The following is a 13,146-nucleotide window of genomic DNA, read 5'->3' on the forward strand; positions in this document are numbered from 1 at the left end:
CACCCGGTCGCGCAGGGCGTGCCGGCAGCCCGGCGCCGTGGCGAAAGCCCCGCGCGACCAGGCTGGCCTGGGCGACAGGCGGGACGGACCAGCATGTCTGCTGTCCCGCCCCGCCATCAACGCGGGCCCGTCACTTCAGCTCGTCCACCGAGCGGATGACCTTGCCCAGAAGGCCATAGTCCAGCGCCTCTTGCGTGTTCAGCCAGAAGTCGCGCTGGGTGTCTTTTTCGATCCGCTCGACGGTCTGGCCGGTCGCCTCGGCAAAGATCTGGTTCAGCCGGTCGCGCATCAGCCGCACCTGCTCGGCCTGGATCATCATGTCGGACGAGGTGCCGCCGATCCCGCCCGAGGGCTGGTGGATCAGGAAGCGGGTGTTGGGCAGGCAGAAGCGGTTTACCTTCTCCGCGCCGACGAAGATCAGCGCCCCGGCCGAGGCGACCCAGCCCGAGCCGATGGTGCGCACGGTCGGGCGGATGAACTTGATCACGTCATGGATCATGTCGCCCGATTCGACATGGCCGCCGGGGGACGAGATCAGCATGTTGATCGGGTCTTCGCTGTCCTCGGCCAGGGCGAGCAGGTGCGCGACGGTGCGCTGCGCCAGCTTGTCGGTGATCGGCCCGGCGACGATGACCGTGCGCGACTTGAAGTAGAGCTTGCCGATCTTGTCGCCCTCGGGCAGGCCGAGGCCCTCGTCCTTCGAGCCCTCCTGGCGGCGCTCGTCTTCGTCGTCGTCATCGTCGTCCAGGCGGATGTGCTGTGCCATGATCGGTCCTTTCATGTTGACGGCGGGGCCGGTCGCCCGCCCCCGCCGTCCTTTTACCTAAGCAGCCCTTGACGATCAGTAAAGCACGACCGAGCGGATGGATTCGCCCGCATGCATCAGGTCGAAGCCCTTGTTGATGTCGTCCAGCGACAGGGTGTGGGTGATCATCGGGTCGATCTCGATCTTGCCGTTCATGTACCAGTCGACGATCTGCGGCACGTCGGTGCGGCCGCGGGCGCCGCCGAAGGCCGTGCCCTTCCAGACCCGGCCGGTGACCAGCTGGAACGGGCGGGTGCTGATTTCCGCCCCCGCCGGCGCCACGCCGATGATGATCGATTGGCCCCAGCCGCGATGGGTGCATTCCAGCGCGTCGCGCATCACCTTGACGTTGCCGGTGCAGTCGAAGCTGTAGTCGGCGCCGCCGATCTGGTCGAAGGGCGTCTTGGTCAGGTTGACGATCTCCTGCACCACGTTGTCGCAATTCTTCGGGTTGATGAAATGCGTCATGCCGAAATGCTCGGCCATCGGCTTCTTGTCGTCGTTCAGGTCGACGCCGATGATCATGTCCGCGCCGGCCAGCCGCAGGCCCTGGAGCACGTTCAGACCGATGCCGCCCAAGCCAAAGACCACCGCCTTGGCGCCGATTTCCACCTTGGCGGTGTTGATCACCGCGCCGATGCCGGTGGTGACGCCGCAGCCGATGTAGCAGATCTTGTCGAAGGGCGCGTCCTCGCGCACCTTCGCCACCGCGATTTCCGGCAGCACGGTGTAGTTCGAAAAGGTCGAGCAGCCCATGTAATGAAAGATCGGCGTGCCGTCGAGCATGCTGAACCGGCTGGTTCCGTCCGGCATCAGGCCCTGACCCTGGGTAGCGCGAATGGCGGTGCAAAGGTTGGTCTTGCCCGACAGGCAGGACGCGCATTGCCGGCACTCGGGCGTGTAGAGCGGGATGACATGATCGCCCGGCTTGACCGAGGTGACGCCGGGGCCGACCTCGACCACGACGCCCGCGCCCTCATGGCCCAGGATCGAGGGGAAGAGGCCCTCGGGATCGGCGCCCGACAGGGTGAATTCGTCGGTGTGGCAGATGCCGGTGGCCTTGATCTCGACCATCACCTCGCCGGCCTTGGGGCCTTCCAGGTTGACCTCCATGACCTCCAGCGGCTTGCCGGCTTCCAGCGCGACGGCGGCACGGGTTCTCATGTCTTCTTCTCCTTCGGTGACGGCCCTTGGCCTGCGGTTTTCTCATGGTTTCGGGGGCCGGTAAACCGACCCCCGCAATTGTCGCGGCCAAGCCGGCGCTCAGGCCGCAAGCGCGCCGGACCGCTTGGCGATATGGGTGGCGATCGCATCCATCAGCGGCGGCGAAAGCGCGTCATAGGGTTCCAGCCCCAATTCGCGCAGCCGGGCGCGGATCGCCTCCATCCGGCTGGGATCGACGCCCGATTCGATGATCGAGCTGACGAAGGCGGCAAATTCCGGCGCCGCCCAGCCATCCTCGTCCGAAAGCTCGGTATGGACGAAATCCAGCCCGTAGAAGGGATGGTCCCGGTTCTCGATCCGGCCATACATATGCACGCCGCAATCGCGGCAGCGATGGCGCTGGATCGGCGCCTCGGCATTGACGATCTCCAGCTTCTCGGCGCCCTCCAGCACCTCGACCGCATCGCGGCCGACCACGGCCACCTGGGAAAAGATCGCGCCCTCGGGCTTCCAGCACTTGGTGCAGCCGCAGACATGGTTATGCGCGGTCTGCGCCCGGATCGCGACCCGGACCGGGTTGGTGCTGCATTTGCAATGCAGCGTGCCGCCCGAGAAGCCGGGCTGCGCGGGCTTGATGCCATTGTCGACTGCGGGGTGGATCTTCACCCCCGATATGTCCACCATGTTCCAGTTCCTCCCCTCAGAGCCATGCGCCGAAGTTTGCGCCGTGGCCGCGCAGGAACAAGTGGGCAAAAGGTTGTATTGCCTTGCGGCTCAAAGCTCGGGGCGGGTGACAAGCCAGGCGGCGATGGCGGTGCAGGCCAGCACCTGGACGGCGATGAAGCGCATGTCCAGCCCCAGCCAGACCGCCCAGGCGACCCCGGCGGTCATGCCGGCCACCGCCCAGATCTTGGCGTTGCGGCCGATGACGCCGCGCTTGCGCCAGGCGCGGATCGGCGGGCCGAATCGGGGATGGCGCATGATGCGGGCGCCCAGCCGCGGCGAGGAACGCGCAAAGGCCCAGACCGCGAGCAGCAGGAAGGGCACCGTGGGCAGGACCGGCAGGAAAATCCCGATCGTTCCCAGCGTCAGGGTCAGCCAGCCCATCGAGAGCCACAGGTATCGCATCTTACTCCGCCAGTTCACGCAGGATCGCATTCAGGACAGGCCGTCCCGCCGCCGTCGCCGCCAGCCGGTCGCCCCGCAGCGAGATAAGGCCCAGTTCGGCCAGATTCATCAGCCGTCCCTGCGGCAATTCGGCGCCATGGGCAAGATAGCGCGGAATTTCCAGCCCCTCGACCAGCCGCATGGCCATCAGCAGATATTCCAGCGCCCGGCCCGGCAAGTCCAGCAATTCGCGCTGGCTTTCGCCGTCTCCGCGCGCCTCGACCGCCTCCAGCCATTCGCCCGGCGCCCTGTGCGCCTCGGTCGCCCAGCGGCCCGAGGGCAGCGTCAGGCGGCCGTGCGCGCCCGGCCCCACGGCGGCCCAGTCGCCCTGCCGCCAATAGATCAGGTTGTGCCGGCTTTCCGCGCCCGGCCGGGCGTGGTTCGAGATTTCATAGGCCGGCATCCCGGCCGCCGCGCAGATCTCCTGCGTGTCCAGATACATGTCGGCGGAAAGATCCTCGTCCGGCAGGCCCCTGAGCCCGCCTTTCGCGTGGCGGGCGCCGAAAGCGGTGCCCGGCTCGATGGTCAGCTGATAGGCCGAGAGGTGATCGACCGCCATGCCGAGCGCCTGGGTCAGTTCGCGCCGCCAATGCGCGCGGTCCTGGTCCTGGCGGGCATAGATCAGGTCGAAGCTGACCCGCGTGAAACAATCCCGCGCGATGTCGAAGGCGGCGCGGGCCTCGGCTGCCGAATGCATCCGGCCCAGCCGGCGCAGGTCGTCGTCGTTGAGCGCCTGCACCCCCATCGAGACGCGGTTGACGCCGCCGTCGGCATAGGCGCGAAAACGGCCCGTCTCGACGCTGGTCGGGTTGGCTTCCAGCGTGATCTCGATGTCATTGGCAAAGGGCCATTCGGCGCGTGCGGCCTCGATCACCCCGGCCACGGTCTCGGGCGCCATCAGGCTGGGGGTGCCGCCGCCGAAGAAGATGCTGTTCAGCACCCGACCTGGCGTTTCCCGGCCTAGCCGGGCCAGTTCGCGACGATAGGCGGCCAGCCAGCGTCCCTGGTCGATCACGGCCGCGACATGGCTGTTGAAATCGCAATAGGGGCATTTCGCGGCGCAAAAGGGCCAATGCACGTAAAGCCCGAAGCCGCCCGCCCGCCAGTCTTCGGCAAGGGCCTGGGCGGGCGCGGTGCTGGCGGCAGGGGCTGGCATGGGCTGGGTCACTCCCGAAAGGCTGTCACTTCGATCTCGACCTTCATTTCGGGTCTGATGAGCCCGGCGACAACCATGGTCGCGGCGGGTAACGCATCCTTCATCGCCTCGCCCAGGACCGGCGCGATCTCGTCCAGGATCGCCGGGTCGGTGACGGTGTATTGCACGCGCACGATGTCGGTGGACGTGAAACCCGCCTCGGCCAGGGTGGCGAAGATGGTGGCAAAGGCGTTCTGCGCCTGGTCGGCAGCGCTGTCGGGCATGGCCATGGCCGCGTAATCGTAGCCCGTGGTGCCCGAGACGAAGCACCACGGCCCCTTCACCACCGCGCGGCTGTAACCCAGCGCCGTTTCGAAGGGCGAGCCGGTCGAGATCCTATGCAAACAGCGTCTCCAGCTTGCGAAAGGCGCGGGCGCGGTGGCTGATGGCGTTCTTCTGTTCGGGCGGCATCTCGGCATAGGTCGCGTCATGGCCGTCGGGCACGAAGATCGGGTCGTAGCCATGGCCCTGCTGCCCGCGCGGCGGCCAGACCAGGCGACCGGGCGCGACGCCCTCGAAGATCTCTTCGTGACCATCGGGCCAAAGCAGGACCAGCGTAGCGCGGAACTGGGCGGTGCGCGGCTCGGGGACGCCGCGCTCGTCCAGCTCGCGCCAGGTGCGGGTCATGGCCTGCATGAAGTCGCGGCCCTGCGGGGTCTCGGCCCAGTCGGCGGTATAGACGCCGGGCGCGCCGTCCAGCCCGTCCACGGTGATGCCGCTGTCGTCGGCCAGCACCGGCAGGCCGGTCGCCTGCATGGCGGCGCGGGCCTTGATACGGGCATTGCCGATGAAACTGTCCTCGGTCTCGGCCGGCTCGGGCAGGCCCATCTCGCCGGCCGACGTCACCTCGATGCCGTGCGGGGCCATCATGGCGCGGATCTCGTCCAGCTTGCCCCGGTTGTGGGTGGCGACCAGCAGCTTCCTTTCGGTCAGCCGGCGCATTGGACGGCCTCGGTCTGGGCGCGGACCAGCGCGGCGACGCCGGCTTCGGCCAGGTCGAGCAGCTGGTTCATCTCGGGGCGCGAGAAGGTCGCGCCCTCGGCCGACATCTGCACCTCGATCAGCCGCCCTGCCCCGGTCATGATGAAATTGCCGTCGGTTCCGGCCTCGCTGTCCTCGGCATAGTCCAGGTCCAGGATCGCCTGCCCGGCATAGATGCCGCAGGACACCGCGGCGACATGGTCCATGATCGGGTCGGTGGTGACGATCCCGGCCTTCAACAGCCGGTTCATCGCCAGGCGCAGCGCCACCCAGCCGCCGGTGATCGCGGCGCAGCGGGTGCCGCCATCGGCCTGGATCACGTCGCAGTCGATCACGATCTGCCGTTCCCCCAGCGCGCGCCGGTCCACCCCGGCACGCAGCGCGCGGCCGATCAGGCGCTGGATTTCCTGCGTGCGGCCGGACTGCTTGCCCGCCGCCGCCTCGCGCCGGTTGCGGCTGTTCGTCGCCCGCGGCAGCATGCCGTATTCCGCCGTCACCCAGCCCTGCCCCGAGCCCTTGAGGAAGGGCGGCGCCTTTTCCTCGATCGTGGCCGAGCAGAGCACGCGGGTATCGCCGCAAGAAATCATGCAGGAACCCTCGGCATGGCGCATGATGCCCGTTTCGATTGAAATCGGGCGCATATCACTTAAATTCCGGCCAGAGGGACGCATCTTTCATTCCTTTCGGGGGTTTTGCCGTTCAGATACAGGTCCGAGGCCCCCGACCGCAACCCGAGAACGTCCTGACAGGATGCCGATGCCTGAAACCGCGCTGCTTTCCGATCTCAACGACCGCTCGCGCGAAGTCTTTCGCCGGGTCGTCGAAGCCTATCTTGCCACCGGCGAGCCGGTCGGCTCGCGCACGCTGACCCGCGAGATGTCCGAAAGGGTCAGCGCCGCGACGATTCGCAACGTGATGCAGGACCTGGAACTGCTGGGCCTGCTGGACCACCCGCATATCTCGGCCGGGCGCATGCCCACGCAGCTGGGACTGCGGCTGTTCGTGGACGGGCTGATGGAGGCCGGGCCGGTCGCCGCCAGCGACCGCGAGATGATCGATGAGACGCTGGGCGACGACAGCGGCAATACCGGCGTCATGTTGGACCGGATCAGCACCGCGCTGTCGGCGCTGACACAGGGCGCCTCGCTGGTGCTGATGCCCAAGCAGGAAGCGCCGGTCCGGCACATCGAATTCGTCAGCCTTGCCCCGGACCGGGCGCTGGTGGTGCTGGTCTTTGCCGATGGCCGGGTCGAGAACCGGGTCTTTGCTCCCCCGCCCGGCCATACCGCCAGCTCCATGCGCGAGGCGGCAAATTTCCTGAATGCCGTGGCGGAAGGTCGCACCCTGGCCGAGCTGCGCCGCAGCATCGCGCAGGAAATCCAGGCCAGCCGGCAAAAGCTCGACAGCATTGCCGCGGCGCTGGTTTCCTCGGGCCTGGCGCTGTGGGAGGGCGAAAGCAGCGATCCGCGGCTGATCGTGCGCGGCCGTGCCAATCTTCTGGCGCATGAACTGGCCGACCTGGACCGGATCCGCAGCCTGTTCGACGACCTGGAACGCAAGCGCGACATCGCCGAATTCCTGGAACTGGCCGAACAGGGCGAGGGCGTGCGCATTTTCATCGGCTCGGAGAACAAGCTTTTTTCACTTTCCGGTTCCTCTCTCGTCGTTTCGCCCTATATGAATGCCGACCGAAAGATTGTTGGCGCGGTCGGCGTCATCGGTCCGACGCGGCTGAACTATGGCCGCATCGTGCCGATCGTGGATTATACTGCGCAGCTTGTCGGCCGGTTGATTTCGGGCCGGAAAGGATGATGAGGACATGACGAAGGAAAACCCGAACGGCAGCCCGCTGGATGAGGAGATCATCGACCCCCCGGCGGATGACGAACCCTCGGCCGGGGTCGAGGCGCTGATCGCCGAGCGGGACGAATACCGCGACCGCTTCATGCGCGCGCTGGCCGATGCCGAAAACGCCCGCAAGCGGGCCGAGAAGGATCGCCGCGACGCCGAGCAATACGGCGGCTCGCGCCTGGCGCGCGACCTGCTGCCGGTGCATGACGCCCTGACCCGCGCGCTGGATACCGCCGGCGACGAGCAGCGCGCCGCAGCGGCAGCCCTGATCGAAGGCGTCGAGCTGACCCTGCGCGAGCTGAACAACGTCTTCGCCAAGCATGGCATCAAGGTCATCACCCCGGCCCTGGGCGAGAAATTCGATCCCCAGCAGCACGAAGCCATGTTCGAGGCCCCGGTTCCGGGCACCATGGCCGGGAACATCATCCAGGTCATGGACAACGGCTTCATGCTGCATGACCGCCTGCTGCGCCCGGCCAAGGTGGGCGTCAGCTCCACCCCCGCAAGCTGAACCGATTGCGCTGAAAAACGCGAAACCCCGGAGTCGCCTCCGGGGTTTTTTTCTTGGCTTTATAGCAAGTCTAGGGGGCTTATTGCCGCCCTATACCAGATATTGTGGTCAGTTGCCCGCAAGGATCTGGCAAATCCGGTCAAGCTGATCCAGGTCGCGATAGGTGATGACGATCTGGCCGCCATCGACTCCGGCATGGTTGATCGCCACCTTCATTTTCAGATGCGCGGTCAGATCGCCTTCCAGCGCGCGGGTGTCAGCGTCCTTTTCCTGCTTGGAGCCCTTGGGCTTCTGCGCCTTGGTGCCTTCGGCCTGGCGACGGACCAGATCCTCGGTCTCGCGCACCGACAGGTTCTTTTCGATCACTTTCCGCGCCAGTTCGACCGGGTTCGCGGCGGTGATCAGGGCTCGGGCATGCCCGGCCGTCAGCTTGCCTTCCTTGAGCCAGGCCTGCACCTGTTCGGGCAGGTTCAGCAAGCGCAGCAGGTTGGCGATATGGCTGCGGCTTTTGTTCAGCGCCTCGGCCAGCTTTTCCTGGGTATGGCCGAACCGGTCCATCAGTTGACGATAGGATGCCGCCTCTTCGATCGCATTCAGGTCGGCGCGCTGGATATTCTCGACGATGGCGACTTCTAGCACCTCGGTATCGTCCAGCTCGCGGACGATGACGGGAACTTCGTGAAGCTGGGCGATCTGCGCGGCGCGCCAGCGGCGCTCGCCGGCGACGATCTGGTAAAGGCCGCGATCCGACGGATGCGGGCGGACGATCAGCGGTTGCAACATGCCGCGCGTCCTCAGCGAATCCGCCAGTTCCTGCAAGGCCTCGGGGGCAAAGCTGCGGCGGGGCTGGTCCGGGTTCGGGGTCAGCTGCTCGACCGGAAGGATCTGCCGCGGCGCGGGACGTTCGGACGGAATCAGGTCGACATCGGCCATCAGGGCCGAAAGACCACGACCCAGACCGCGCTTTTCAAGCTTGTTCTCTGCCATGATTCCTCCTCAGGCGGTCGCGAATTGACGGGACAGGAACTCGGTCGCCAATTCGCGATAAGCGTGGCTTCCCTTGGAGTTCGGATCGTATTGCAGCACCGGCATGGCATGGGATGGCGCCTCGGACAGCCGGACGTTGCGCGGAATCACCGTGCGATAGACCAGACCGGAAAGCGTATTGCGCGCATCCGCCTCGACCTGCTGCGACAGGTTGTTGCGATTGTCCGCCATGGTCAGCAACACGCCCTCGATCCGCAGGTCGGGATTGGCGGTCTGGCGCACCTCGCGCACGGTCATCAGCAGCTGCGACAAGCCCTCGAGCGCATAGAATTCGGCTTGCAGCGGCACCAGCACGCTGTCCGAAGCCACCATGGCATTGACGGTAAGAAGGCCAAGCGCGGGCGGGCAATCGATCAGGATATAATCCAGCTCCGAAGGAACCGTCAGCTTGCGCCGCAACAGCTGGGTCCGGCCGGGACGATTGGACAGCTCGAAATCGGCCGAAGCCAAGTCGCGATTGGACGGCACAAGGCGAAGATTGGCGATGCTGGTGTCGCGCAGCGTCTCGTCCAGCCCTTGCTCGCCGGTCAGCAGGTCGTAAGAGGTCAGAACCCGATCTTCCAGCGCCACGCCCAGCCCGGTCGAAGCGTTTCCCTGCGGATCAAGGTCTATGATCGCGACCCGCTGGCCCTGCTCGGCCAGGGCGGCGCCAAGATTGATCGCCGTGGTGGTCTTTCCCACCCCGCCCTTCTGGTTTGCAACGGCAATGATGCGTGTGTCATGCATGGCGAATTTCCGTGATTTCCAGAATGGCCGCGTCAGGATCGGTCGCGCTTTGGTGGGGCTTTAGTTCGAATTTCCAATCGGTTCGCGCCTGAGCGACCTCATCTTGCCAGTTTCGGCCTTTCATCAGCCATGCCGTTCCCGATGCGCTCAGGTGCCGGTCTACATATGCCATGAGCAGCGGAAGCGGGGCAAGGGCCCTTGCGCTGATATTGGCGGCATCAAGCCTATCCACCGCCTCGATGCGCTTGCAAATCACCTGCGCGCGGGGCAGCGCCAATTCGCGCACCACGTTACGTAGGAAAGCAGCCTTGCGCTGATCGCTTTCGACCAGGGTCAGATCCAGGTCAGGCCGCATGATCGCCATGACGATACCGGGAAAACCGCCGCCGCTGCCAAGGTCGACCCAATTCCCCGACACATTTCTGGTGATTTCGGTCAGTTGCAGGCTGTCTGCGATATGCCTCGTCTCGATCTGGTCCAATGTGGACGGCGCAATCAGGTTGATTGCCGGGTTCCACTTTCGCAACAGTTCCGCATAGGCGGTAAGGCGCTCTGTTTCACGTGAAACACTCATCAAGCCGTTTTCCGCTCGCCGGTTCGGATCACGGCAAGGATGAGCGTCAGCGCCGCGGGCGTCATGCCCTCGATGCTTGCCGCCGCTGCCAGGGTTGCGGGGCGATATTTGTTCAGCTTGGACTTGAGTTCGTTGGAGAGGCCGGAAAGTGCGTCATAGTCGAACCCGGCCGGAATAGCGACCGATTCCTCCTTGCGTAGCAGCTCGGCATCCTTGCCCTGACGGTCCATGTATTGATGATACAGCGCATCTGCCGCCAGCTGCGCAATGGTAGCCTGGTCGTGCGACAAAAGCTCATCGTCCAGCGCAAGGACCTGATTCTGCGGTATTTCCTGCTGGGCAAGCAGCGCGAACAGACTGCGCCGAGCGCCGTCTTGCCGCACTTCGATCCCGGCGCGGGAAAGCTCCGTGGGCGTGAAACTGACGGATTCCGCCCGACAGCGAGCTGCCGAATAGCGACGCATCTTTTCAGAGAACACTTCCTGGCGGGCCTGACCCACGCAACCGGTCCCGATCCCCAGCGGGGTCAGGCGCTGATCGGCATTGTCAGCCCGCAAGGACAGGCGAAACTCGGCGCGAGAGGTGAACATGCGGTAAGGTTCGCTGACCCCGCGCGTGGTAAGGTCATCGATCATCACGCCGATATAGCTTTGGGACCGGCTGAAATGCAGGCTCTCCCGCCCCTGCGCCTTCAATGCGGCGTTAAGGCCAGCCACCAATCCCTGTGCTGCCGCCTCCTCATAGCCGGTCGTCCCGTTGATTTGCCCGGCAAGAAACAGCCCCGACAGGGCCTTGGCCTCCAGCGCCGGCGTCAGCGCACGCGGATCGACATAGTCATATTCCACAGCATAGCCCGGTTGCACGATCTTCGCCGCTTCCAAGCCGCGGATCGAGCGGACATAGGCAAGCTGCACCTCTTCCGGCAGAGAGGTCGAAATGCCGTTCGGATAGACCAGGTCGCTGTCCAGGCCCTCGGGTTCCAGGAAGATCTGGTGCGAATTCTTGTCGGCAAACCGAACGATCTTATCTTCGATCGAGGGGCAATAGCGTGGCCCCACCCCATCGATCCGGCCGCCATACATGGCCGACCGAGCAAGATTGTCACGGATGATCTCGTGGGTGTCCGGGTTCGTATGGGTGATCGCGCAGCTGATCTGCTCCACCTCCGGGCCGGAGGACAGGTATGAAAACATCACCGGATCGTCGTCACCCGGCTGCTGATCCAGGCTTTCCCAGTCGATGCTGCTGCGGAGAACGCGCGGAGGCGTGCCCGTTTTCAGCCTGCCCAGCGGCAGGTTGAGCGGGCGAAGCGACGCCGCGAGCCGCACCGATGCCGACCCGCCCCAGCGGCCGGCCGGGCGGGTAATCTCGCCTATATGAATCAACCCGTTAAGGAAGGTTCCCGTGGTCAGGATGACCTGCCGTGCCTGCAGTTCCGTGCCATCGGCCAGACGCAAGCCGTGAACCACAGCCCGCTCATGCAGCAACTCAGCCGCTTCGCCCAGCACCAGCGTCAAGCGGGCTTGCTCGGCCACCGCCCGCGCCGCAGCCGCTCGATAAAGCTTGCGATCGGCCTGCGCGCGCGGTCCCTGGACGGCAGGCCCCTTGCGCCTGTTCAGCAAGCGGAACTGAATGCCCGCAGCATCGGCCAGCCTTCCCATGACCCCGTCGAGCGCGTCGATTTCCCGCACCAGATGGCCTTTGCCCAGCCCGCCGATTGCAGGATTGCAGGACATCGTTCCGATATCGTCCTGGTTCAGCGTTATCAGCGCGGTTTCGGCGCCCATGCGTGCGGCCGCCGTGGCCGCTTCCACGCCGGCATGACCCCCGCCAATCACGATTACGTCGAATTGTTTCACGTGAAACCTTACTTTCCGATGCAGAAGGAACTGAAGATCTCGTCAAGATAATCCTCTGCCCCCACACGTCCAACCATCATCGCCAATGCCTGCGCCGCCTGGCGCAAGGCTTCGGCAAGAAACTCCGGCGCCATGTCGTGATCGACCTCCAGGGCCGACAGGGCGCGCTGCAAGGCTTCCGCCTGTCTTTTATGCCCGACCAGCCCGGTATCCGCCGCTCTGACTCGCAAGCGATCATAAACCAGATCCAGAAGCTCCGCGACCCCTTCCCCGGTCAGCCCGGAGATCGAGATCCCCTCGGCCCGGCCCAGATCCGCCTTGGCACGGACGACGATGTCGCCCGCCGTCGCCGCATCGGCAATCCCGTCGACCGTAAGGTGGATACGCAAGTCGGCCTCGGCCGCTCTCTGCAATCCCCGCGCAACCCCCATGGCCTCGATCGGATCGCTGCTTTCACGCAAGCCGGCCGTATCCAGGAAGGTCACCGGCAAGCCGCGCAGATCGGTATGGAGTTCCAGGATATCGCGGGTCGTCCCTGCGACCTCGGACACCAAGGCGATGTCGCGCTGGCCGATCCGGTTCAGCAGCGTTGATTTCCCGGCATTCGGCGGCCCGACGATCGCCACCACATAGCCCTGCCGCAAGCGTTCGGTGGCGGGATAGCCTGCCAGCATCAGCCGAATATCAGCGCGAACCGCCGCAATCAGGTCCAAAGCCTCGGGCGGAACCTCTTCGGGCACTTCTTCATCCGCGAAATCGATGCTGGCTTCGATCAGGGCTCCAGCGCGAACCAGCTTGACGCGCAATTCGTCGGCTTTGCGCCCCAACTCGCCTTCTGTCGCCCGCATCGCCAGCTTGCGCTGCGCTTCCGTCTCGGCGGACAGCAGATCGGCCAACCCCTCGGCTTCAGCCAGGTCCATGCGACCGTTGAGAAAAGCACGCTTGCTGAACTCGCCCGCCTCGGCCCTTCGCAGCCCTCGCGACAGAAGCGCCTGCGCCAGCCGGTTGGCGATCACCGGAGCACCGTGCAGGTGCAACTCGGCCACTTCCTCGCCGGTAAAGCTATGGCCTTCCTCGAACCAGAGGACCAGGGCGCGGTCGATCAGATCCTCGCCGTCCCGCAGCGCCCGCAAGGCCGCCAGGCGCGGCGTCGCCACCGGCCCAGCCAGGGATTCCAGGGTCGCACGCGCCTTCGGTCCGCTCAGGCGGACGACGGAAACCCCCCCTCGGCCGGGCGGGGTCGCCTCGGCAAAGATCGTATCCACC

General features: G+C 65.5%; 15 protein-coding genes. 2 read left to right on the forward strand and 13 right to left on the reverse strand.

Going from position 1 to position 13,146, the window contains the following annotated elements; all coding sequences use genetic code 11:
• Nucleotides 1-130: 130 nt before the first annotated feature.
• The 8 genes from IT40_RS09325 to rph all read right to left on the reverse strand — a co-directional run bounded on the left by IT40_RS09325 (nucleotide 131) and on the right by rph (nucleotide 5,983).
• On the reverse strand, nucleotides 131-766 hold the full coding sequence (locus IT40_RS09325) for an ATP-dependent Clp protease proteolytic subunit (protein WP_036753650.1): 636 nt from the start codon (nucleotides 764-766) through the stop codon (nucleotides 131-133).
• 75 nt (nucleotides 767-841) lie between these two features.
• Nucleotides 842-1,969: an S-(hydroxymethyl)glutathione dehydrogenase/class III alcohol dehydrogenase gene (locus IT40_RS09330; protein WP_036753653.1), complete on the reverse strand. Its 1,128-nt coding sequence runs from the start codon at nucleotides 1,967-1,969 to the stop codon at nucleotides 842-844.
• A gap of 99 nt (nucleotides 1,970-2,068) precedes the next feature.
• On the reverse strand, nucleotides 2,069-2,653 hold the full coding sequence (gfa, locus tag IT40_RS09335) for an S-(hydroxymethyl)glutathione synthase (RefSeq protein ID WP_036753657.1): 585 nt from the start codon (nucleotides 2,651-2,653) through the stop codon (nucleotides 2,069-2,071).
• Nucleotides 2,654-2,743: 90 nt separating this feature from the next.
• Nucleotides 2,744-3,097: a YbaN family protein gene (locus tag IT40_RS09340; RefSeq protein WP_036753660.1), complete on the reverse strand. Its 354-nt coding sequence runs from the start codon at nucleotides 3,095-3,097 to the stop codon at nucleotides 2,744-2,746.
• A 1-nt stretch (nucleotide 3,098) separates the two neighbouring features.
• A complete protein-coding gene (gene hemW / locus IT40_RS09345) occupies nucleotides 3,099-4,292 on the reverse strand; it encodes a radical SAM family heme chaperone HemW (RefSeq protein ID WP_036753663.1) in 1,194 nt (397 codons plus the stop codon).
• 8 nt (nucleotides 4,293-4,300) lie between these two features.
• Nucleotides 4,301-4,675, reverse strand: coding sequence for a RidA family protein (locus IT40_RS09350; RefSeq protein ID WP_036753666.1), 375 nt, complete (start codon nucleotides 4,673-4,675; stop codon nucleotides 4,301-4,303).
• The gene (gene rdgB / locus IT40_RS09355; protein ID WP_036753669.1) at nucleotides 4,668-5,273 is read right to left on the reverse strand and encodes an RdgB/HAM1 family non-canonical purine NTP pyrophosphatase; all 606 of its coding nucleotides are present in this window, start codon (nucleotides 5,271-5,273) and stop codon (nucleotides 4,668-4,670) included. Before rdgB ends, IT40_RS09350 begins: the two co-directional genes overlap by 8 nt.
• Complete coding sequence (gene rph / locus IT40_RS09360; protein WP_036753672.1) at nucleotides 5,261-5,983, reverse strand: ribonuclease PH; 723 nt, start codon at nucleotides 5,981-5,983, stop codon at nucleotides 5,261-5,263. The genes rdgB and rph overlap by 13 nt, the downstream gene beginning before the upstream one ends.
• 85 nt (nucleotides 5,984-6,068) lie before the next feature.
• Between rph and hrcA the strand changes: the two genes are divergently transcribed.
• Nucleotides 6,069-7,124: a heat-inducible transcriptional repressor HrcA gene (gene hrcA, locus IT40_RS09365; protein ID WP_036753675.1), complete on the forward strand. Its 1,056-nt coding sequence runs from the start codon at nucleotides 6,069-6,071 to the stop codon at nucleotides 7,122-7,124.
• A 7-nt stretch (nucleotides 7,125-7,131) separates the two neighbouring features.
• Nucleotides 7,132-7,674 carry a nucleotide exchange factor GrpE gene (locus tag IT40_RS09370; RefSeq protein ID WP_036753678.1) on the forward strand — a complete coding sequence of 181 codons (543 nt, stop codon included), beginning with the start codon at nucleotides 7,132-7,134 and terminating at the stop codon, nucleotides 7,672-7,674.
• Nucleotides 7,675-7,782: 108 nt separating this feature from the next.
• Here IT40_RS09370 and IT40_RS09375 read toward each other — a convergent pair whose 3' ends face one another.
• From IT40_RS09375 to mnmE, 5 genes are read right to left on the reverse strand one after another with little or no spacing between them, the layout of a single operon-like run.
• The gene (locus IT40_RS09375) at nucleotides 7,783-8,661 is read right to left on the reverse strand and encodes a ParB/RepB/Spo0J family partition protein (RefSeq protein ID WP_036753681.1); all 879 of its coding nucleotides are present in this window, start codon (nucleotides 8,659-8,661) and stop codon (nucleotides 7,783-7,785) included.
• Nucleotides 8,662-8,670: 9 nt separating this feature from the next.
• Nucleotides 8,671-9,447 (reverse strand): ParA family protein, encoded by a 777-nt coding sequence (locus tag IT40_RS09380; RefSeq protein ID WP_036753684.1) that lies wholly within the window; start codon nucleotides 9,445-9,447, stop codon nucleotides 8,671-8,673.
• Nucleotides 9,440-10,021: a 16S rRNA (guanine(527)-N(7))-methyltransferase RsmG gene (gene rsmG / locus IT40_RS09385; RefSeq protein WP_036753687.1), complete on the reverse strand. Its 582-nt coding sequence runs from the start codon at nucleotides 10,019-10,021 to the stop codon at nucleotides 9,440-9,442. Before rsmG ends, IT40_RS09380 begins: the two co-directional genes overlap by 8 nt.
• Nucleotides 10,021-11,880, reverse strand: coding sequence for a tRNA uridine-5-carboxymethylaminomethyl(34) synthesis enzyme MnmG (gene mnmG, locus IT40_RS09390; protein WP_036753690.1), 1,860 nt, complete (start codon nucleotides 11,878-11,880; stop codon nucleotides 10,021-10,023). The genes rsmG and mnmG overlap by 1 nt, the downstream gene beginning before the upstream one ends.
• An 8-nt stretch (nucleotides 11,881-11,888) precedes the next feature.
• The gene (gene mnmE / locus IT40_RS09395) at nucleotides 11,889-13,145 is read right to left on the reverse strand and encodes a tRNA uridine-5-carboxymethylaminomethyl(34) synthesis GTPase MnmE (protein WP_036753693.1); all 1,257 of its coding nucleotides are present in this window, start codon (nucleotides 13,143-13,145) and stop codon (nucleotides 11,889-11,891) included.
• Nucleotide 13,146 lies beyond the last annotated feature (1 nt).

It is taken from the genome of Paracoccus versutus (assembly GCF_000763885.1).
GTDB classification, from domain to species: Bacteria; Pseudomonadota; Alphaproteobacteria; order Rhodobacterales; family Rhodobacteraceae; genus Paracoccus; species Paracoccus versutus.